General features: G+C 47.9%; 23 protein-coding genes and 1 tRNA gene. 5 read left to right on the top strand and 19 right to left on the bottom strand.

From position 1 onward, the window contains the following. Position 1: 1 nt before the first annotated feature. The 6 genes from LPQ35_RS02295 to LPQ35_RS02320 form a co-directional block, all read right to left on the bottom strand. Positions 2 to 175 (bottom strand): 4Fe-4S binding protein, encoded by a 174-nt coding sequence (locus LPQ35_RS02295; protein ID WP_193806260.1) that lies wholly within the window; start codon positions 173 to 175, stop codon positions 2 to 4. Further along, complete coding sequence (locus tag LPQ35_RS02300) at positions 176 to 541, bottom strand: helix-turn-helix domain-containing protein (protein ID WP_193806259.1); 366 nt, start codon at positions 539 to 541, stop codon at positions 176 to 178. Then, on the bottom strand, positions 538 to 1,206 hold the full coding sequence (locus LPQ35_RS02305) for a radical SAM protein (protein ID WP_193806257.1): 669 nt from the start codon (positions 1,204 to 1,206) through the stop codon (positions 538 to 540). The genes LPQ35_RS02300 and LPQ35_RS02305 overlap by 4 nt, the downstream gene beginning before the upstream one ends. Continuing rightward, a complete protein-coding gene (gene trxA, locus LPQ35_RS02310) occupies positions 1,203 to 1,526 on the bottom strand; it encodes a thioredoxin (protein ID WP_193806255.1) in 324 nt (107 codons plus the stop codon). The genes LPQ35_RS02305 and trxA overlap by 4 nt, the downstream gene beginning before the upstream one ends. A gap of 17 nt (positions 1,527 to 1,543) precedes the next feature. Further along, entirely contained in the window at positions 1,544 to 1,804 is a 261-nt protein-coding gene (locus LPQ35_RS02315; protein ID WP_193806253.1) for a thioredoxin family protein, read from the bottom strand. Positions 1,805 to 1,887: 83 nt separating this feature from the next. Then, entirely contained in the window at positions 1,888 to 2,568 is a 681-nt protein-coding gene (locus tag LPQ35_RS02320; RefSeq protein WP_193806251.1) for a hypothetical protein, read from the bottom strand. 100 nt (positions 2,569 to 2,668) lie between these two features. Here LPQ35_RS02320 and LPQ35_RS02325 point away from each other — a divergent pair. Beyond that, a tRNA-Gly gene (locus tag LPQ35_RS02325) sits at positions 2,669 to 2,739 on the top strand. Positions 2,740 to 2,957: 218 nt separating this feature from the next. Here the strand turns inward: LPQ35_RS02325 and LPQ35_RS02330 are convergent. Together LPQ35_RS02330 and LPQ35_RS02335 are read right to left on the bottom strand one after the other, a co-directional pair. Next, on the bottom strand, positions 2,958 to 3,428 hold the full coding sequence (locus LPQ35_RS02330; RefSeq protein ID WP_193806249.1) for a DUF420 domain-containing protein: 471 nt from the start codon (positions 3,426 to 3,428) through the stop codon (positions 2,958 to 2,960). A 76-nt stretch (positions 3,429 to 3,504) separates the two neighbouring features. Continuing rightward, complete coding sequence (locus LPQ35_RS02335; RefSeq protein ID WP_193806246.1) at positions 3,505 to 3,828, bottom strand: DUF4870 domain-containing protein; 324 nt, start codon at positions 3,826 to 3,828, stop codon at positions 3,505 to 3,507. An 84-nt stretch (positions 3,829 to 3,912) separates the two neighbouring features. Here LPQ35_RS02335 and LPQ35_RS02340 point away from each other — a divergent pair, with 84 nt between their 5' ends. Beyond that, on the top strand, positions 3,913 to 5,175 hold the full coding sequence (locus tag LPQ35_RS02340; RefSeq protein WP_193806244.1) for a tryptophan--tRNA ligase: 1,263 nt from the start codon (positions 3,913 to 3,915) through the stop codon (positions 5,173 to 5,175). Positions 5,176 to 5,396: 221 nt separating this feature from the next. Here LPQ35_RS02340 and LPQ35_RS02345 read toward each other — a convergent pair whose 3' ends face one another. The 3 genes from LPQ35_RS02345 to LPQ35_RS02355 all read right to left on the bottom strand — a co-directional run bounded on the left by LPQ35_RS02345 (position 5,397) and on the right by LPQ35_RS02355 (position 6,380). Continuing rightward, on the bottom strand, positions 5,397 to 5,669 hold the full coding sequence (locus tag LPQ35_RS02345; protein WP_193806242.1) for a type II toxin-antitoxin system RelE/ParE family toxin: 273 nt from the start codon (positions 5,667 to 5,669) through the stop codon (positions 5,397 to 5,399). Next, on the bottom strand, positions 5,659 to 5,793 hold the full coding sequence (locus tag LPQ35_RS02350; RefSeq protein WP_346297670.1) for a hypothetical protein: 135 nt from the start codon (positions 5,791 to 5,793) through the stop codon (positions 5,659 to 5,661). The genes LPQ35_RS02345 and LPQ35_RS02350 overlap by 11 nt, the downstream gene beginning before the upstream one ends. Positions 5,794 to 6,035: 242 nt before the next feature. After that, complete coding sequence (locus LPQ35_RS02355; protein WP_193806240.1) at positions 6,036 to 6,380, bottom strand: hypothetical protein; 345 nt, start codon at positions 6,378 to 6,380, stop codon at positions 6,036 to 6,038. Between the two features lie 122 nt (positions 6,381 to 6,502). On the opposite strand from LPQ35_RS02355, the gene LPQ35_RS02360 reads away from it, so the two are divergent. After that, a complete protein-coding gene (locus tag LPQ35_RS02360; protein ID WP_346297671.1) occupies positions 6,503 to 7,912 on the top strand; it encodes an FAD-binding oxidoreductase in 1,410 nt (469 codons plus the stop codon). 1 nt (position 7,913) lies between these two features. On the opposite strand, the gene LPQ35_RS02365 is transcribed toward LPQ35_RS02360, so the two are convergent. The 4 genes from LPQ35_RS02365 to LPQ35_RS02380 form a co-directional block, all read right to left on the bottom strand. Continuing rightward, complete coding sequence (locus tag LPQ35_RS02365; protein ID WP_193806238.1) at positions 7,914 to 8,279, bottom strand: thioredoxin domain-containing protein; 366 nt, start codon at positions 8,277 to 8,279, stop codon at positions 7,914 to 7,916. Between the two features lie 119 nt (positions 8,280 to 8,398). After that, positions 8,399 to 10,669, bottom strand: a complete 2,271-nt coding sequence (locus LPQ35_RS02370) for a vitamin B12-dependent ribonucleotide reductase (RefSeq protein WP_193806235.1) — start codon at positions 10,667 to 10,669, stop codon at positions 8,399 to 8,401. Between the two features lie 155 nt (positions 10,670 to 10,824). Continuing rightward, complete coding sequence (locus tag LPQ35_RS02375) at positions 10,825 to 11,457, bottom strand: metallophosphoesterase (RefSeq protein WP_193806233.1); 633 nt, start codon at positions 11,455 to 11,457, stop codon at positions 10,825 to 10,827. After that, on the bottom strand, positions 11,454 to 12,677 hold the full coding sequence (locus tag LPQ35_RS02380; RefSeq protein ID WP_048092660.1) for an MBL fold metallo-hydrolase: 1,224 nt from the start codon (positions 12,675 to 12,677) through the stop codon (positions 11,454 to 11,456). The genes LPQ35_RS02375 and LPQ35_RS02380 overlap by 4 nt, the downstream gene beginning before the upstream one ends. Positions 12,678 to 12,785: 108 nt before the next feature. On the opposite strand from LPQ35_RS02380, the gene LPQ35_RS02385 reads away from it, so the two are divergent. Together LPQ35_RS02385 and LPQ35_RS02390 are read left to right on the top strand one after the other, a co-directional pair. Next, entirely contained in the window at positions 12,786 to 13,553 is a 768-nt protein-coding gene (locus tag LPQ35_RS02385) for a P-loop NTPase (RefSeq protein ID WP_193806231.1), read from the top strand. Next, positions 13,550 to 13,774: a hypothetical protein gene (locus LPQ35_RS02390; RefSeq protein WP_193806228.1), complete on the top strand. Its 225-nt coding sequence runs from the start codon at positions 13,550 to 13,552 to the stop codon at positions 13,772 to 13,774. Before LPQ35_RS02385 ends, LPQ35_RS02390 begins: the two co-directional genes overlap by 4 nt. 7 nt (positions 13,775 to 13,781) lie before the next feature. On the opposite strand, the gene LPQ35_RS02395 is transcribed toward LPQ35_RS02390, so the two are convergent. The 4 genes from LPQ35_RS02395 to LPQ35_RS02410 all read right to left on the bottom strand — a co-directional run bounded on the left by LPQ35_RS02395 (position 13,782) and on the right by LPQ35_RS02410 (position 17,976). Next, positions 13,782 to 14,201 (bottom strand): DUF1641 domain-containing protein, encoded by a 420-nt coding sequence (locus tag LPQ35_RS02395; RefSeq protein WP_193806226.1) that lies wholly within the window; start codon positions 14,199 to 14,201, stop codon positions 13,782 to 13,784. A gap of 35 nt (positions 14,202 to 14,236) precedes the next feature. After that, positions 14,237 to 15,193: an FAD-binding protein gene (locus LPQ35_RS02400; protein ID WP_193806223.1), complete on the bottom strand. Its 957-nt coding sequence runs from the start codon at positions 15,191 to 15,193 to the stop codon at positions 14,237 to 14,239. A gap of 1 nt (position 15,194) precedes the next feature. Continuing rightward, entirely contained in the window at positions 15,195 to 15,935 is a 741-nt protein-coding gene (locus tag LPQ35_RS02405) for an electron transfer flavoprotein subunit beta/FixA family protein (protein WP_193806221.1), read from the bottom strand. Positions 15,936 to 16,017: 82 nt separating this feature from the next. Then, positions 16,018 to 17,976, bottom strand: a complete 1,959-nt coding sequence (locus LPQ35_RS02410; RefSeq protein WP_193806219.1) for an enoyl-CoA hydratase-related protein — start codon at positions 17,974 to 17,976, stop codon at positions 16,018 to 16,020. Position 17,977 lies beyond the last annotated feature (1 nt).

Consider the following 17,977-nt stretch of genomic DNA (forward strand, 5'->3'; position numbering starts at 1 on the left):
TTCAGTCCATTTTTATCAGTGCACCGTATGGACATACCTCAACACACCTGTAGCATTCCCTACACCTGTCCGCATCGATTCTCACGACCTTGCCCCCCTGTCTTATCAGGGCGTCTGTTGGGCATACCTGTGAGCACCTTCCGCAGCCCTGGCATCCGAGAACTGCAGGTGGCATTCAATCACCTCCGAACTTTTCCTCAAACTCGTTTATTGTAAATGCGACTTTTTCGCACCATTCTTTCATAATCCTGCGCATCTCTTCGGCTAGCTTGTTGGGAGATACTGATCGGTATGTGTAGTAGTAGCCCCCTCCCGGGAGTACTTTTTTCTCTCTAACGACAAGTCCGGCAATCAAAAGTTTCTGCAGAGATTTGTAGACGGAATTTTCCCCTCTACCGAGGATCTGGCTTATTTCCTCTATTTTGAGATTTCTTTCTATTAGCAGACGGTATATCTGGGCATCGCTATCATTTATACCGTAAAAACACTCCAGTATTGTTTCGCAGTTCAAGCTTGTAATTGAATCTTTTATGGTCCTCATAGTGATTCCCGCCTGTCTCCGATGATTATGACCCTGTCTGCATACTGTTTTGCGATTGCACCCAGCTTTCTCACGAACTCGTAATCGGGTTTTTCAAGCCCCTCTACAGGTTTATCCCAGTCAGGTCTCGAAAGAAACTGGTAAAGGAGGATTTCATCCACGATGCCAACCTTTTCGAGCATTCTTGTGAAGCTTTTTTCGTTTACATATCCTGGAATTATTCTGAACCAGAGCCGTATAGATTTTCCACCTTTTCTTGCGATTTCCAGACTTTTTTCCAGATTGCTGACGTATTTTCTCGCTCTTTCTCTGCTCAAACCCGACATGAATGCCACGGTGTCAATGTCATCGAAATCTCCCTTGATTTCGAATACGAACCTGTCAACATAAGGCAAAGCTTCTTCAATCTTTGACGGCAGATATCCGTTTGTTTTCAGTGTAATGTATGAACCGTTCTCTTTCAGTTTTCTGAGCAGCTCTGAAAGGTTTGCATGGACCGTCGGTTCTGCTCCACCAACGTAAACACTTTCACAGCCTTTGAGAGATGCTGCTATCTCTTCCGGGCTGACATCTATTGCTTCATGTTTTAGATGAACACAGTAGGGGCACCGGAGATTGCAGAGTCCGGCATCGACCCTGCAATCCCCGTAATCTATGACTTTCATGCCTGTATCTTTTCAAGTGCCTTTTCCACTTCTCTTCTGACAACGCTCTCTGGCATGGCTCCGACAAAGCTGTTTATCATTTCTCCTTTGTAGAACATCATCACTGTGGGGATGCTGAATATTCCGAACCTCATCGCGACGTTGGGATATTCGTCGGTATTCAGCTTTGCAAACTCAACACTATCATATTCTTTCTCCAGCTTTTCCAGTACCGGGGTGAGCATCCTGCACGGCATGCACCACTCTGCCCAGAAATCAACCACGACGAGCTTATCCTTGTTTATTTCCTCATCAAATTCCTTTTCTGTGAGTGCCTTCATTCTTTTTCACCTCCATCTTAATTGTACCTGTATTTTTCAACGAGCCTTTTCAGATTTGAAAACCTGGGGACACCCAGTATCACGTCAGTGTCGTTTATAATTATTGCAGGAACTCCAGATATTCCGAACTTCAGAGCCTCCTTCAAACCTTCATCCGTTGTGACGCTCAGCTCGAGTGCCATTACATCTCTCTCTTCCTCAACCAGTTTTTTGACAACCTCCCTTGCTCTTGGACAGTACGGACAGGTTGGGGACGTGAGGAGCTTTATCGTGATCATCCTTCATCACCTCCTTACATACTCTGTGAGAACATGTATTTAAGCTGAGAGTGGTTTTGACAAAAACGGTAAAAACCAAATGATTATTTATTGGATTTGGCTTTCATCTCTCTGAGAATCCTGAACTCTCTGATCAGCCTGTGAAGTTCTCCCGTTTTTACCATCCTGTGCATCAGGTATGAGAACGGCAGGTTTACGGTCAGAAAGAAGGCTGGAATTATCCAGTAGATCGATTTGATGGAGAGAAGAAACAGCGTGTGGACGAGCATTGTGACGTGTTCAAGAACGATCGCTCCTGAATAAAGCAGTACTCTGTCTCTCTGGGATGCTTTCAGGTAGCTCAGGTAGTTGATCTTGACCCCAAACTCAAGCGGGGTGTATCTGTAAAAGCCATCCACCTTTATCCCAGTTAAAATGGCAGAAAGACACCTGCCCACGAGAAATGAGGTGTACAGGGCTGTGAGTTCCACACCGACGATGCCTGCGAGTCTAAGGTTGTCAGGCAGGGGTTTAAAGGCGATCAGGTAAAGTAGGGCGTAAGACAGGATAAACAGGAATAAAAATGCGAGAAAACCAGCTTTAAATCCGAAGAGTATTCTTCTGTCGAACATCTCGTCTCTGATACTCGCAACTCTTGCGAGCATATCATCATCCAGAACATTCGACCGCTTTATCCTGCCTACGAGCATCCAGAATTCTCTTTTAGCATCTTCTCCCTTTTTCAGCTTTTTTTCAATTTTTTCTAATTCATCCAGAATGTTCACATGACCTTTCTGCGCTGACTGCCATAAATCTTTCTGAGAGGTTCTTTCCAGAACTCAGCGAAAGGGATATATTACCCGAGTCACTTAATTCTGTGAGGATGCGGTCGTAGTCTAGCGGTAGGACACGGGCCTCCCGAGCCCGTTGCCCGGGTTCGAATCCCGGCGGCCGCATATCAAACTTTTTTCTACGGGGTGATTTACGAATTCCAAGAACTCCAAAAGCTTCTTTTCAACGAAATCGCTTAAGTTGGGTATGTATTTCCTCGAAGCTTCCAGTATCTCTCTGTTTATGGTGAGGTTCACACGGACCTTATTCTGGTTTGGGCGCCCCATAATTGAAATTGCACGTGGAAATTGTTAAAAAACTTCTGAGCGCCAAAAAATTAGTTTTAAAACACTGCCACGTAAAGCAGATAGTATATCGCAAGCCCGCTTGCAAAAGACAGCAGCCAGGTGATTATCGTGAGCTTCCCGAGTTTGTGGTGTCTCTGCACGTCTCTCAGCATCCTTCTTCCGTTTGTCTTTTCGGTGTTCCTGAAGCCGTGGTAAACCATGTATCCGGCCATCGCCAGAACGACGATGGAGATTATTGAGTGGAAAATGACTGTGGGCAGGTAAACGTAGGTTTTGATGGTTGCTGGCCCCACGAACTCAGTTCTCCCTTCAACGAGTGATTTCACCATGTAGCTGACCATGAACGACGTGTCCAGAGCGAAGGCAGATACCATTGTTCTGTAGTGCGAGCTTATGTCCCTTTTTCTTGCGAAGTAGTATCCCAGAATGAAGGCGAACGTGACGAGGAACTCAAGCACGAGACTGACGTCTGAGAAAGTTCCAGCCCTTGTGCCGAAGAAACCCATGAATCTCCTACTGCCGATCGTATTTTAAAGTTTCTGCAAAATTTCGACCCTTAAAAAATCTGGTGTGCAGACAGGCTCACATGTACCTCTCTGCAAAATCTCCGGCTACCGGCACCCTGAACATCTCGCCCTGATAAGCCTTGATTATCAGCACGATCCACAGTGCAAAGCCGAGAAGCCCGAGGAGCCATGAGACAAGCCATCCGAAAAACGGTATGAACATGAGAACTTTCTGGAGGACTGCGATTGAGAGAAAGACGACAATGGACTGCATTGCATGGAATCTAACGAATTTGCTCTCTTTTTCAAGCAGATAGAATATGATTCCCGTGAGAAAGCCCAGCACGTAGCTCAAAGCAGCCTCAACGTTTTCATCAAGACCGAGAGATGTTTTTACCATGATTTTTATTTTATGCAGTCAAAGATAAATAGTTTTCTGCAGCCAAATCAAAGAATTTTTATTTACGCATCAAGAGCTATGCCCATGATCACTCCCTGGGAGGTCAGCGGCGAGGTTGACTACGACAGGTTGATTCAGGAATTCGGTATTGAACCTTTCGGCTCGGTTCTCGATCTGATTGATGAACCCATGCACCTGATGAAGAGGGGGATAATTTTCGGACATCGCGATTATCACAGGATTGTTGATGCGATGAAAAAGGGAGAGAGCTTTGCGGTAATGTCCGGCTTCATGCCCTCCGGCTTGCCTCATTTCGGCCACAAGATGACGATGGACGAGATCGTGTGGCATAACCGGATGGGGGGTGTGGCGTTTGTTGGCATAGCAGACATGGAGGCTCATGCTGTAAGGCGACTGAGCTGGGAGAAGACGAGAGAAATAGGTATGGAATATATCAAGGCAATAATAGCTCTCGGGCTGAACGAGAACTCAGTCATATACTTCCAGAGTGCGAACGAGAGGGTGAAAAGCCTTGCCTTCGAGCTGGCTGAGGAGGTCAACTGGAGCGAGCTGAAGGCCATATATGGCTTTGACGGTGAAACCACCCTCGCGAAAATGTTCGTAACCTCAGTTCAGGCGGGGGACATCCTCCTGCCTCAGATTGCATTTTATGGCGGACCAAAACCCACCGTTGTTCCCGTAGGGGCCGATCAGGACCCTCACATCAGGCTGACGCGGGATCTGGCGGCGAGAGTCTCAATATTTGCATTCGAGAGGATTGAAAACGGAGTCAGGATAAGGAGCAGGAAGGGAGGAGAATATCTGGAGCGGTTGAGGGATCTGGAGTTTGAGATGAAGTTCTACGACGAGCATGTTGATGTTTTCGCCCAGCCTGAGGAAGTTGAGGAAAGAGTCAGGGAGCTGGAGGTCAGCATTGGCGGCTATGCGTTCATTCCTCCATCCTCAACATACCATCGCTTCATAACCGGCCTTCAGGGCGGAAAGATGAGCTCGTCAAAGCCGGAGAGCTTCATCTCGCTTTTGGACTCCCCAGAGGAGGCTGGCAGAAAGGTAAAGCGTGCCCTTACCGGTGGGAGAGCGACAGCAGAGGAGCAGAGGAGGCTTGGAGGTCAGCCGGAGAAGTGCGTGATTTTCGAGCTCTACACCATACACCTGCTGAACGATGAGGAGCTTGAAGAGGTCGAGAGGGACTGCAGGGAGGGCAGACTTTTATGCGGTAAATGCAAGAAGCTTGCAGTTGAGAGGGTGGAGAGTTTCCTGAAGGAGCTTCAGGAGAAGATGGGTGAGGCTGAGGGCAGACTGGATATGTATAACATAATTTTGTAAGGAGATGCAACCAATGAAGTTACCAGTCGTTTCAGGCCAAAAAAATCGTAAAGGCCCTTATAAAAGCGTTAAAATCAGACCTTTAAGGGATTGAAAGGGGGATTCGAGGGAGTGGCTCCACTCGGTACAGCGTACAGCTGAAATCAGACCAATATGGGATTGAAAGGACGGCTGGAAAAGATTAAAAGAGCTATTGAAGAGTTTGCTGAGAGGATGAGTTTTTAGAGGAATTTATCATATCCTTCTTTTCTGTGGAAGAATCTGAGAACATAGATTGTTCTTGATTCGTAGTCTATGGTGAAAATAAGGCGGTAGTCTCCTATTCTCAGCCTGTATTTTGGATGTTTTCCAGCATCGATGAGCTTTTTAACGTCGAAGGCAAAGGGATCTTGGGAGAATTCTTTAAGTTTTTGCTTAATATGCTCTTTGACATTTGCAGGAAGTGAATTTATTTTCCTGGAAGCTTTTGGGTGTATTAAAATTTCAAAGGTCACCCAATTTCACGTATTCGCTTTTCGGCGTCTTTTCGATGTCTTCGTCAATCTCTCTGAAAAAAGCCTCTCGCTCTTTTCTGTATTGGTTTCTTCTCAGGAATAGCAGGAACCCGGGTAGTCTCATGATCGGGAGTCGTCGGAAGATTACTTAAGCTTTGTGTGATCACAACTTTAAAGGTGTGTAAGGAGTGGCTGGTAAGGTATGGTTACGGTGGATTCTGACGGAAATTGGGAGGTTGTAGGAATAGAGATTCTGCTGCCAAAGCTTGCGGAGGAGCAGAGGGAGTTTGTGGAGAGGATGCTGAAATCCGGGGTTTGAACTTTCGTTGAAATCCAACCTTTAAGAGACCGAAAGGCTGTATCAGTTCAGCGGAAAATCGCACTCTTTCCTATAAGCAGAAGTGGCGGGATGAACAGCAGCAGAATTGCGATGCTGAATGTGTTTATCTTCATGATCAGGAAAAGCACGATGACTGTTTGAAGCAACCCGAGAACCGGTGGTGCAAATCTCGTGAGATTTTCCGGGGTTCGGCTGAGTGCTGTGAGAATGCCACCTGCAGAGCCTGTAAGGATGTAGTATGCGAGGAGAAGTATTCCGGTGATGACAATTGCAGTACCTGAAACAAGCATGAAGTATGAAATGAGCAGGAGAAACGTGGATATTGCAGATATGGTAATTCCAGCGTAATGCATCACATCTCTGAGGGTCATGTAATTGATCTGGTCAGCTATAGAAAAGTCTTTCTGTGATTTTTGCTCCGGGGAATCTCTGGCTCCATCAGACGTTCTAGGGCTGCGTAAAATTTATGATTAATCATGTCCAAGTGAGCCCGATGGGTGCGATGTTCTTTTCTCTCCCCAGGGGTGTGGTTTTGAAGCTCCAGGAAATTGTTGGCAACGAAAACGTGGTTCTCGAGCCTGAAAGCTACATCTACGACGAAACTCCGCCTCTGATAAGACCTGAGGCATCGAGGGATGTGGTTGTCGTAAAGCCTGGAAGTACGGAAGAAGTTTCCAGGATAATGAAACTTGCAAACGAGCGTAAAATCCCGGTGTTTGTCAGGGGTGGCGGCACGGGGCTGAGCGGTGGAGTGATACCCACGAGACCCGGGATCATCCTCTCAATGGAAAGGATGAACAGGATAATTGAGATTGATGAGCAAAATCTGATGGCTGTTTGTGAGGCAGGGGTTACGCTGAGGCAGCTGCTGGATGCTGTTGAGAGAATTCCGGGCCTGTCGTTTCCACCTCACCCCGGTGATGAGGGTGCTCAGATTGGTGGGCTTGTTGCAAACAATGCCGGTGGGGCGAGGGCGGTGAAGTACGGGGTGATGAGGAACTATGTGGCTGGCCTTGAGGTTGTGCTGCCGACTGGCGAGGTGCTGAATCTCGGCGGGAAGGTGATAAAGAACGCAACAGGCTACGATCTGCTTCACCTCGTAATAGGGAGTGAAGGGACGCTGTGCGTTATAACGAAAGCAGTCCTCCGTCTGATTCCTGAGCCCGGTGCAACCTACACGCTCGTCATCCCATTTGAAAGCGCAGAGAACGCGATCAGGACTGTGCCGGAGATACTCAGGAGCGGAGTTATTCCTCTCGCGATGGAGTACATGGATATCGGGGCCATAAGGGCTGGAGAAAGGGTAACTGGGAAGAGGTGGCCTCACAGCGGAGGTAAGGCTCACCTCATGATAATTATTGACGGGATGGATGAGGATGAGCTGATCAGAAAGGCCGAGATAATAGAGAGGATAGCAAAAACTCACGGAGCGCTGGACGTTCTTGTTGGAGTGGGCAAAAAAGAGCAGAGGGACATTCTGGAGATTCGAAGCCTGATTTACGAGGGGCTCAAGGGTGAGACGATTGAGGTTCTCGATGTCTCAGTTCCGCCTGCGAGCATAGCGGAGTTCGTTGAGACCTGTCAGAGGGAGGCTGAAAGGCTCGGCATTGAGGTTCTGCACTTCGGGCATGCAGGGGACGGAAATGTCCACCAGCAGATACTCAGGTCGGGAATGGATGGGGAAGAGTGGATGGAAAAATATCTGAAATTCAAGGAGTTTGCGTTTGGACTGGCGAGCAGGCTTGGAGGATACATCACCGGAGAGCATGGCATAGGCTCGGTCAAGAAAGCAGACATGCTGAAAACCCTGCCGGGAGAGAGCATAGAGCTTATGAAGGCAATAAAAAAGGTCTTTGATCCCAACAACATCCTGAATCTGGGGAAGGTTGTCGACGTGGAATGAGTCAGGACATCATGCTCTCCATCCACTTTTTGAAAGTTTCGTACGACATTGCTCCGACTCTTCTACCCTTCAGCCTTCCATTTTCGAAGAACAGGAATGCAGGGACGCTCTTAACCCTGAACCTCCGGGATATCTCCGGACTGGATGCCGCATTCACCTTCAGGAAAACAACTCTCCCTTCATACTCTCTTGCGAGCTTTTTCAGGATAGGCTCCATGGCCTCACAGGGAGGACAGTTCTTACCCCAGAAGTCCACGACAGCATACCTGCTGGACTTCAAAAACTCGTCGAAGCTGGACTGGTCGACACTGATGGGCTTGCCTGCCGCACTCTCACCTCTCCTGAACAGTCTGTCCATAAGACCCATGATTATCTCTGCACACTCTCCAGCAGGTGTTAAAAAGTATCTCCGGGTTTGGTGATTCCATCACAGCCGGGAAAGCGAGTTAACAAAATTAATATCTAAAATAAAAAAGAGGCAGGAAGTCAGCCGCATTTTGTAAATCCGCACATCCTGCAGGTCATGCAGCCCTCGCCGTACTCCAGGATGTTTCCGCACTCCGGACACATCCCGCCTATGAGCTTGGTTCTCTGGGCCTCGTGGACCTCCTCAACCTTCTCCTCCGTGAACTCCGTCAGCGGCTTCACACCCTTGACATCCATCTTGATCTTCCTGAACTCTCCCTTGAGGTGCTTCTCCAGAACCTTTGCAACACCATCTGCGCAGCTCGTTATTATCTCCCCGTTGTCGAAGCCCACTGAAGGACATCTTATCCCCTTGAGCTGCCTTATCAGAGCCTCCGGGTCCACCCAGCTTCGAAGAGCAACACTCAGCAGCCTGCCTATTGCCTCTGTCTGTGATGCCGCACACCCTCCGCTCTTTCCGAGCTGCACGAAAACCTCTGCTATTCCGTGTTCATCCTCGTTTATTGTTACGTACAGCGAACCACATCCGGTCCTCGTCTCCACCGTCGTCCCCTTCGTGATTCTGGGTCTGGGTCTCGGCCTGTGGTACCTTGCTGGTGGCCTCACCTTCTCTTCCTCTTTCTTCTTCTCGGTTTTCTTCACGGACAGCACCTGTTCCTCTCTGCTTCCGTCCCTGTACACGGTTATGCCCTTGCACCCCAGCTCGTAGGCTAGCAGAAATGCTTTCTCTACATCTGCCTTCGTTGCGTGGTTGGGCAGGTTGATGGTCTTGCTCACGGCGTTATCTGTGTACTTCTGGAATGCCGCCTGCATCCTCACGTGCCATTCTGGTGAGATGTCGAGGGCACACTTGAACACTCTCCTTATCTCTTCTGGGATTTCGTCAATTCCCTGTATGCTCCCCTCCTCCACGACCTTGCTGAGCACGTCATCGCTGTATAGATCCAGAGCCCTCAGCATTCTCTCGAATATTGGATTGACCTCAAAGAACTCGTCTCCATCGAGAATATTTGCCCTCTTATATGCTAAGGCGAACACAGGCTCAATTCCGCTGCTGCATCCTGCGATGATGCTTATCGTACCGGTTGGAGCTATGGTTGTGGTGGTGGCGTTTCTCATTTTGATTCCTTTCTTTTCCCACACGCTTCCCTCCCAGTTAGGGAAGACCCCTCTTTCCTCTGCAAGCTCCTGTGATGCCCTGTGACTTTCTTCCTGGATGAATTTCATCACTTTCCGGGCCAGTTCTATTGCCTCTTCACTGTCGTATGGTATCCCGAGCTTGAACAGCGCATCTGCCCATCCCATCACTCCGAGACCAATTTTCCTGTTTTTCCTGGTCATTTCAGCTATTTCCGGGATTGGGTAGCTGTTCACATCAATGACATTGTCCAGAAATCTGGTTGCAAGCCGGACAACTTCTTTTAGCCTTTCCCAGTTGAAATCCATTTTACCCTCATCAACGAATCTGGAAAGGTTTATCGAGCCGAGGTTACAGGATTCGTAGGGCAGGAGAGGCTGTTCACCGCATGGATTTGTGGCTTCAATCTCACCAGCATGCGGTGTCGGGTTGTGCCTGTTTATTTCATCTATGAAAATTACTCCCGGCTCGCCATTTCTCCATGCACCCTCAACAATAAGGTTAAAGACCTTCCGGGCAGAAATTTTTCTGACAACTTCTTTCGTTCTCGGGTTTATGAGCTCATAATCTCCGTCGCTTTTCAGCGCCTCCATGAACTTCTCGGTTACTGCGACGCTTATGTTGAAGTTCCTCAGCACACCCTCCTCCCACTTGGCGGTTATGAACTCCTCAATGTCCGGGTGGTGCACGTTCAGAACTCCCATGTTTGCTCCTCTTCTCTTACCTCCCTGCTTTATCTGCTCTGTTGCGGAATCAAAAATTTTCATGAAGCTTATTGGACCGCTCGCAACGCCCATTGTCGATTTTACTATATCTCCTTTGGGTCTTATTCTTGAGAAGCTGAATCCTGTTCCTCCTCCGCTTTTCTGGACTTTTGCCATGTCCCACAGAGCCTTGAAAATACCATCTATGCTGTCCTCCACGGGGATGACGAAGCAGGCAGAAAGCTGGCCGAGTGGGGTGCCTGCATTCATCAGTGTTGGCGAATTGGGCATAAATTCCTGCCCGTCCATTATCTCGTAGAACCTTTTTGCCCACTCTTCGGGGTCGTTTCCGTAGTTCTCCTCAGCCTTGGCTATTGCCCTTGCGACTCTCCAGAGCATCTCTTCCGGAGTCTCAACCGGCTCTCCTTTCTCGTTTTTGAGGAGGTACCTCTTTTCCAGAACAACTTTTGCAGTATTGCTCAGTTCCATTCTACCACCATCAAGTTAATTTGATATTGTATCAACTTTTCTTAATTTAACGGGCTGAGGTGATATACTTTTCTGTTTATTGTGTTAACAAGCCGGATAAAAAGATATTGCTGATGATTGTTTACAGGAAACTGTCCTACAGCCGGTGGAAATCATCAGGGAAGCTTCAGCAGCGTGGGGTGCACCCCCTCATCGATTTCGATGATCGAGTAATATCCTCTGTTCAGCGGCCCTGGATTGACTACAAGTGTTCGTTTCCCTGCTCTCTCTATTCCAGCAGATTCGTGGATGTGTCCGCATATTATCAGGTCGAACTTATCCAGGTTCTCCCTTATCACAGTATTTCCAGCATTGATTCCTGAGTACGTTCTGTCGAGTATCCCGTATGGTGGAGAGTGAGACAGGAGTATGTTAACCTCTCCATACTTCAGATTCTCGAGGATTTCTCTGTAATGCTTTTCAGGATATTCTGAGGGTGTGTTGAATGGTGTGATTGGGGAACCGCCGAGACCGTGAAAGGTAAGATGTCCGATTCTGTGGCTTTTTCCATGTATAAACCTGTATTTTTCATTCTCCCTGTTCAGCGAGTCTTCATGGTCGCAGTTCCCGTGCACAACCAGAATTTCACCATCGAAGTCTTCGATTATTGCTTCAAATGTTCTGACATCTGATGGGCGAAAGTGGGTTACGTCCCCGGCAACGGCGAGGACATCTGCTCTTACTTTCTCCACCAGCCTTTCGAGCATTTCAAACTCAGAATGGATGTCCGAAATTGCCAGAATCCTCATATTACGTACATGTCCCCATTTCTTGGAGCGTAGCTTTCAACACCTATTTCTTCAGAAATCCAGCTTGCGAAAGCCTCTGTATCCTCTCCATGGACCGCAAAGACCTTCTCAGCCCCCCTGTCCACAACCTTTTTTACGAGTTCTTTGAGCTGTGCATCATCTGCATGTGCGGAAAAATCGTACTGTTCAACCTTCATTTTGAGCTTTACGGTTTTCATTCCAAGGTCTATTTCGCCGGTTTTGAGCGCTTTATCACCATTGGTGCCCTCGACCTGATACCCGGTCAGTATGATTTTTGAGCGTTCATCACCATACAGCTTTGAGATGTAGAACAGCGCAGGTCCCCCATTGAGCATCCCTGCAGTGGTAACTATTGCCGACGGCTCTTCAAGAACCTTCTCTCTTTTACCCCTCTCCACTATTATTGATCTTTTAATAGCCCTCTTCAGTTCTCTAACGCTTTTCAGATAGTCAGGATAGTTCTCAAGCATTCTTGAAACTTCCTTTCCCATCCCGTCCACGTAAGGCGTTATCCCGTGCTTGGTCAGGATCATCATAATTTCCTGCGTTCTCCCAACAGCAAAAGCAGGAATAATTGCATGACCTCCCTTATCGAGCGTGTCAATTACGCTCTCGACAAACTGCTTCTCCAGTTCTTTTCTCTCAGGATGCTTGACACCGAAGTACGTGGATTCGACGATGAGGATATCTGTTTCTGGGAATGATGTGTCCGCACCCTCGAGCAATCTGGTGTCTTCGAGCTTAATGTCTCCTGTGTAGAGTATGTTCACGTCTCTCGACATGTATATCGAGGCACTTCCGGGAATATGTCCGGCGTTGAAAAGCGTAACCTCCCATCCGTCAAACAGAAATGGCTCATCATAACCGACCTCTCTCGTGTTACTGTGGAACTGCATGTACTCTCTCTTCCCGAACGGCGGGTTCTCCATTATGTTCATTGAGTCTTTGAGCAGAATGTCTGAAAGGTCTCTTGTTGGTGGAGTCATGAATACCTTTGGGTCAACATCCATCAGATTCGGAGCGACACCGACATGGTCGAGATGGCCATGAGATATTATGATGCTTTTTGGGCTGACACCATTAACAGGGAATTCTGGAGGAGACGACGGCTTCAGACCGTAATCCAGTATGATTGAATCCACCATTATTGCTGATCTTCCAACTTCCCTGCATCCTCCGAGAAATCTTATGACTGTCATTCCCCAGAGCTTGAGACTTAATGAATAAATAAATTTCGGGAACCTAAAATTCGTGCTAAATTAGAAATTCAAAAAAATTATATTTTAATCCGCTGCATAAATGATTGGATGCCCGTAATAGCGATCACTTCTGGGAAAGGTGGCGTTGGAAAAACCACGATTTCCGTAAATACTGCCATTGCTCTTTCATCTATTGGAAAAACTCTGATAATCGATGGTGATATTGCTCTCCCCAATGTTCACGTCCTCATAGGGCTTGAGGAATTTGATCAGACACTTCTGGATGCCCTCAGAAATCCCGGGATGGTTGAGGATGCCATAAAGAGGGTAGAGTATGTTGTCGGAAGGGCGAAGGTGTCAATCGACGTTCTTCCTGCATCGACCTCACTGGACTCTCTTGAAAAAGCGGACATTTCCAGATTTGGCGATATAGTCGAAATTCTTGAGCCTGACTATGACTTTCTCATAATCGATGTTGCTGCAGGGCTGAGCAAATATGCTCTGATGCCAATGCTCTCAGCCGAAAAAACATACGTTGTAACCAATCCCGACAAAATTTCTGTTTCTGACGCCAGCAGGGTTGTGAATGTTGCAACAGAAGCAGGCGTTTATGTGAGCGGGATTGTGGTGAACAGATACAGAGGGGATAAAAAAGCCCTTGATGAAATGCAGGAAAAAGTCCATGCAGAGATTGCGGGAATCATAAGAGAATCCAGCATCGTCAGAAAATCGTGGGAGAGTGGCATACCGTTTGTTGTGAGCCACCCTTCATCCGCAATATCCAGAGATGTGACCCGACTGGCCATGAACATTGCCGGTATCAGGACCGAAATTAAAAAGTATGGTAAGCTGAAGTATCTTCTGGGGTTGGCATGAAAGATGAACTGTTCAGGGTTTTAATGGATGATGGTGAAGTCGAGATTTCGGAAGCCCCCTCTGAAAGCAAAGGTAGCGCAGAAAAAGGTGCACTCTCAGGCGAAAAAGTTGTGCTGTTTACAGGTTCAGAGGACAATGGAACTGTCCTTTTGAGAGTAATCGATGTGGCTATTCTGGTAGTAATCGTTCTTATCGTATTACTTCTGCTGGGCAAAATCTAAAAAATGGTTAAAGTCTTTTTCCAAACTCCTGTGCGAATTTTATACAGAATCCAAGCGTTTTCTGTACGTTTTCATCCCTCATTGCTCTGATCAATCCAGTAAGCGTGACCGGGGTGAATTCGGTGCTTGCGTTCAGGGCATCAACCATCGCCTCAACAACCCTGATGGTGTTGCTGTCAATGCTGAGCGCAACTGCGCCAAGCGTTTCAATCAGGTTCTGGACAACCTCTTCTGTTTCCCTGTCAAAAAACACGCCAGCGGTTTCGATGAGTGGAGCAAGAGTACCTGCAAGCTCAAGCAATCTCGATGCATTTCCGCTCTCTATCAGCTCGACAATCTTTGAAACCAGCTCGGAGAGCTTTTCCTCATCTTTCGAAAGTTTCTCAGCAAGCAGAACTGTGGTGTTGACTATTGCTTCGTCCCCCATATTATCACCCTGAGATAAAAAATTAAAGAAGGATCTCAGCCCTTTATCTCTCTAAGCTTGTCTACGAGGGCCGGCACGATTTCAAATATGTCTCCGACGATTCCGTACTGTGCAACTCCAAATATTGGAGCCTCAGGGTCTTTGTTCACGGCTATTATGAGTTCACTGTCTTTCATTCCCATGATGTGCTGGAACGCACCACTAATACCGAGTGCGAGGTAGAGTTTGGGCTTCACAGTCTTACCTGAAATGCCAACCTGCCTGTCCTTTGGAAGCCAGCCACTGTCGATAACCGGCCTGCTCCCCGCAACAACTCCTCCGAGGGCATCGGCAAGCTCCTCTGCAAGCTCTATGTTTGACGCATCCTCTATACCTCTTCCCACGGAGACAATTATGTCTGCCTGGCTTATATCCACCTCTCCTACCTCTGGCTCTATGATCTGTGAGAACTCTCTTTTTGGAGTTACTGAAGGCTTTATCCCTGCATCAACAACTTCTCCTCCGACTTCGCTGCCTTCTTTGAATACACCCTGCCTTACCGTGAACACGCTGGTATCGCCATCCTTTACAAGAATGTCAACAAGCAGCTTGCCCTGGAATATGTACCTTGTCGCCTTTATTCCGTTGCTGGTGTCGAGTCCAACAATGTCCGTAATTACTGGTGCGTTCAGCTTTGTTGCGAGTGCCGGAGCGAACTCAGAGCCTCTGGATGAGTTGGCAACCAGCACAATGTCTGGCTTCTCCTTGCTGAAAAGCTGGGACAGCACATCAACGTAAAGCTCTGGGTTGTAGTTCTCCAGGCTGCTGTCCTCGATTTTCCATACTCTGTCCGCATACTTTGCAAGCTCTTCAGCATATTTTGAAATGCCATTTCCAATAACCACTGCCTCAGCAGTCCCGTCTCCTTTGATGGAGTTTGCGAGATTGAGCAGCTCGATGCTGACCGGATCAAGTTCCCCAAACTTGATTTCTGCTACTGCAAAAACCCTCATTTCAGATCAGCCCCCTGTCTTTGAGAATCTGAATAAGCTTTTCCGCAACCTCTTCAGGTGAACCCTCAATCAGTTCTGCCTTCTTTACAGGTGGGGTGTATATTCTGTCGATTTCCGTGTAGCCACCCTCGACAGAAACGCTTACCTCTTTGAGCTCCTTTGATTTCGCCCTCTTGATACCCATGATTGACACGTATCTCGGCTCGTTTATACCGCTCTGCACCGTGAGGAGTGCCGGGAGTGAAAGGACGTTTTCCTCTCCGAAGCCTCCTTCGAGTTCTCTTACTATCTTGACCTTACCATCCTCCACCTTTATGCTCGTAACTGCAGTGGCGAACGGAATATCGAGCATTCCGGCGAGAAGTACGCCCACAAGTGCGTTGTTGTAGTCCTGACTCATCAGACCTGCAAGTATCAGATCAAATTTCTCTCCCGAGATTGCCTCCTTTATTGCCATTGCTGTCTGGTATGAGTCCATTCCTGGCTCCACCGGAACCTTGATTGCCCTGTCTGCACCCATCGCCAGGCACTTTCTCAATGTATCCTCTGTTTGCCCGACTCCAACGACCACGACCTCCCCACCATGCTCTTCCTTCAGCCTGATCGCCTCTTCAACAGCATACCTGTCCCAGTCGTTTATATCGAAAACCAGTCCCCTTTCGTCAACACTTTTTCCATCCTGAGAAACTCTAATTTCACTTTCTGGGTCAGCCGCATGTTTTGCCAGCACGATAATGTTCAATTTACCACCTCCGGTTAACTGGACTTCCTTTCGGGAAATTTAATAACTCTTTCCAAAAATTAAAAATTAAATGATTAATTGTTTATTTGCCCCTGAAATTGGGCTTTCTTCTTTCAAAGAACGCTGCAAATCCTTCTCTGACATCCTGTGTGGCCGTCACAAGGCCGAAGTATGCTGATTCGAGAGCCTGTCCCGTCTCAACGGGTAGCTCGTAGCCGAAGTTGATGGCGTACTTTGCAAGTCTGAGAGCAACCGGTGCCCCCTCAGCAAGCCTCTTTGCGAATGCCATGACCTCATCCCAGAGCTTCTCTGGCTCCACGGCTTTATTCACGAGCCCGATTCTCTCTGCCTCTTCTCCGCTGATTCTTTCGGCGAACATTATCAGCTCCTTGGCTTTAGCTATTCCAAGAATCTTCGCCATCCTCTGTGTGCCGCCCCATCCCGGAATGAGTCCAAGTGCCGTCTCTGTAAGGCCAATCTGTGCGTTCTTTGCCATTATTCTGAAATCACATGCAAGTGAAAGCTCGCATCCGCCTCCAAATGCGTATCCGTTTATCGCTGCTATCACAGGCTTGGGGAACTTCTCTATTGTGGTGAATGTTTCCTGCCCCTTTGCGGCAAGGAGCATTGCGACAGGCGGGTTGAGCACATCATCTGTTCCGGCAGCCTGCAGGTCAAGTCCCGCTGAGAATGCCTTACCCTCTCCTGTTATTATGACTACTCTGACCTCATCGTCGAACTCCAGTTCTGCAAAGGCTCTCTTAAGCTCATCGAGAAGTTCGAGTGTTATTGCGTTCAGCCTGTGCGGTCTGTTAAGCACGACCTTGGCAATGCCACCTTCGAGCTTCTCTATTCTGATGTTCTGGTAGGTTCCTGCCTCATACTTGTAAAATCCTTCCCCGCTTTTCTTTCCGAGTTTGCCTTCAGAAACGAGTTTCTTCAGATATTCAGACGGTTTGAGGATTTCGTAGCCCTTCTCCTTGTATATCTCCTCAGCCTTTGCAAGCACGATATCGAGCCCGATCTCATCGGCCAGTTCAAGAGGTCCTTTCGGCATGTTTGTACCGAGCTTCATGGCCGTGTCAATTTCCTTAGCATCAGCAACGCCCATCTCTATGAGTCCTGCGGCGATGTTAACCATTGGAGCGATAATTCTCAGGCCGTCGTACTTCCCTGCCTTCTCCTTGGGTATCTTTGGCCTACCGGCTCTCCAGTCGTAGAATCCTCTGGCGGTCTTCATTCCCAGCTCCTTGTTGTTGAACTTCTCCTCGAGGAGCTTGGACTTCGGAACAATTGACCACTGCTGGCCTGCAAAGTAGAGGATGTCAAGTCCCACAAAGTCTGCAAGCTCAAGTGGTCCCATTGGCATCTTGTACTCGTAGAGCAGTGCTGCATCGATTTCTTCAGGTTCAGCAACGCCCTTCTCGACATCATCAATTGCGAGAACAAGGTATGGTACCAGGCATCTGTTGACTATGAATCCCTCAACGTCTTTCTTGACGACAACAGGAATCTTTCCGATGCTTTTAACGAATTCCACGGCAGCATTAACGGTATCGTCGTTCGTCTGCTCGCCCCTTATAACCTCGACAAGTGCCATTACTGGTACGGGGTTGAAGAAGTGCATTCCCACAAATCTTTCAGGCCTGTCCGTTGCCTTTGCAAGCTCGGTTATGCTCAAACCGGATGTATTTGAGGCAAGGATTGCCTTTTTGTTAAGCTGGCACACTTCCTGGAATACCTGCTTTTTGATGTCCATTACCTCAGGGACGGCCTCGATAACGAGGTCCGCATCTTCAACAGCCTCTTTCATGTCTGTTGTGAAGTGCAATCTTGATGTGATTTCCTTGTATTTTGGAAGGCTGATTTTTCCCTTGTTTACAGCTTTTCTCAGGTTTTTCTCGATTGTCTGCTTCCCTTTTTGAATGAACTCTTCTTTAATGTCTCTAACCCAGACTTCATAACCTGCCTGGGCCACAACCTGTGCAATTCCCGAACCCATTGCTCCCGCGCCGAGGACGGCAACCTTCTTTATCTCCATT

Origin of the sequence: Geoglobus acetivorans, assembly GCF_039641995.1 — an archaeon.
GTDB lineage: Archaea > Halobacteriota > Archaeoglobi > Archaeoglobales > Archaeoglobaceae > Geoglobus > Geoglobus acetivorans.

Excerpts from the sequence above, each read along its gene's own strand:
- LPQ35_RS02350 (WP_346297670.1), bottom strand. The coding sequence starts at position 5,793 with ATGAGACTACCCGGGTTCCTGCTATTCCTGAGAAGAAACCAATACAGA.
- LPQ35_RS02360 (WP_346297671.1), top strand. The coding sequence starts at position 6,503 with ATGGGTGCGATGTTCTTTTCTCTCCCCAGGGGTGTGGTTTTGAAGCTC.
- LPQ35_RS02380 (WP_048092660.1), bottom strand. The coding sequence starts at position 12,677 with ATGACAGTCATAAGATTTCTCGGAGGATGCAGGGAAGTTGGAAGATCA.
- LPQ35_RS02390 (WP_193806228.1), top strand. The coding sequence starts at position 13,550 with ATGAAAGATGAACTGTTCAGGGTTTTAATGGATGATGGTGAAGTCGAG.
- LPQ35_RS02315 (WP_193806253.1), bottom strand. The coding sequence starts at position 1,804 with ATGATCACGATAAAGCTCCTCACGTCCCCAACCTGTCCGTACTGTCCA.
- LPQ35_RS02295 (WP_193806260.1), bottom strand. The coding sequence starts at position 175 with ATGCCACCTGCAGTTCTCGGATGCCAGGGCTGCGGAAGGTGCTCACAG.
- LPQ35_RS02305 (WP_193806257.1), bottom strand. The coding sequence starts at position 1,206 with ATGAAAGTCATAGATTACGGGGATTGCAGGGTCGATGCCGGACTCTGC.
- LPQ35_RS02410 (WP_193806219.1), bottom strand. The coding sequence starts at position 17,976 with ATGGAGATAAAGAAGGTTGCCGTCCTCGGCGCGGGAGCAATGGGTTCG.
- LPQ35_RS02365 (WP_193806238.1), bottom strand. The coding sequence starts at position 8,279 with ATGGGTCTTATGGACAGACTGTTCAGGAGAGGTGAGAGTGCGGCAGGC.
- LPQ35_RS02385 (WP_193806231.1), top strand. The coding sequence starts at position 12,786 with ATGCCCGTAATAGCGATCACTTCTGGGAAAGGTGGCGTTGGAAAAACC.
- LPQ35_RS02375 (WP_193806233.1), bottom strand. The coding sequence starts at position 11,457 with ATGAGGATTCTGGCAATTTCGGACATCCATTCTGAGTTTGAAATGCTC.
- LPQ35_RS02335 (WP_193806246.1), bottom strand. The coding sequence starts at position 3,828 with ATGGTAAAAACATCTCTCGGTCTTGATGAAAACGTTGAGGCTGCTTTG.
- LPQ35_RS02400 (WP_193806223.1), bottom strand. The coding sequence starts at position 15,193 with ATGAGGGTTTTTGCAGTAGCAGAAATCAAGTTTGGGGAACTTGATCCG.
- LPQ35_RS02370 (WP_193806235.1), bottom strand. The coding sequence starts at position 10,669 with ATGGAACTGAGCAATACTGCAAAAGTTGTTCTGGAAAAGAGGTACCTC.
- LPQ35_RS02395 (WP_193806226.1), bottom strand. The coding sequence starts at position 14,201 with ATGGGGGACGAAGCAATAGTCAACACCACAGTTCTGCTTGCTGAGAAA.
- trxA (WP_193806255.1), bottom strand. The coding sequence starts at position 1,526 with ATGAAGGCACTCACAGAAAAGGAATTTGATGAGGAAATAAACAAGGAT.
- LPQ35_RS02330 (WP_193806249.1), bottom strand. The coding sequence starts at position 3,428 with ATGGGTTTCTTCGGCACAAGGGCTGGAACTTTCTCAGACGTCAGTCTC.
- LPQ35_RS02340 (WP_193806244.1), top strand. The coding sequence starts at position 3,913 with ATGATCACTCCCTGGGAGGTCAGCGGCGAGGTTGACTACGACAGGTTG.
- LPQ35_RS02300 (WP_193806259.1), bottom strand. The coding sequence starts at position 541 with ATGAGGACCATAAAAGATTCAATTACAAGCTTGAACTGCGAAACAATA.
- LPQ35_RS02355 (WP_193806240.1), bottom strand. The coding sequence starts at position 6,380 with ATGACCCTCAGAGATGTGATGCATTACGCTGGAATTACCATATCTGCA.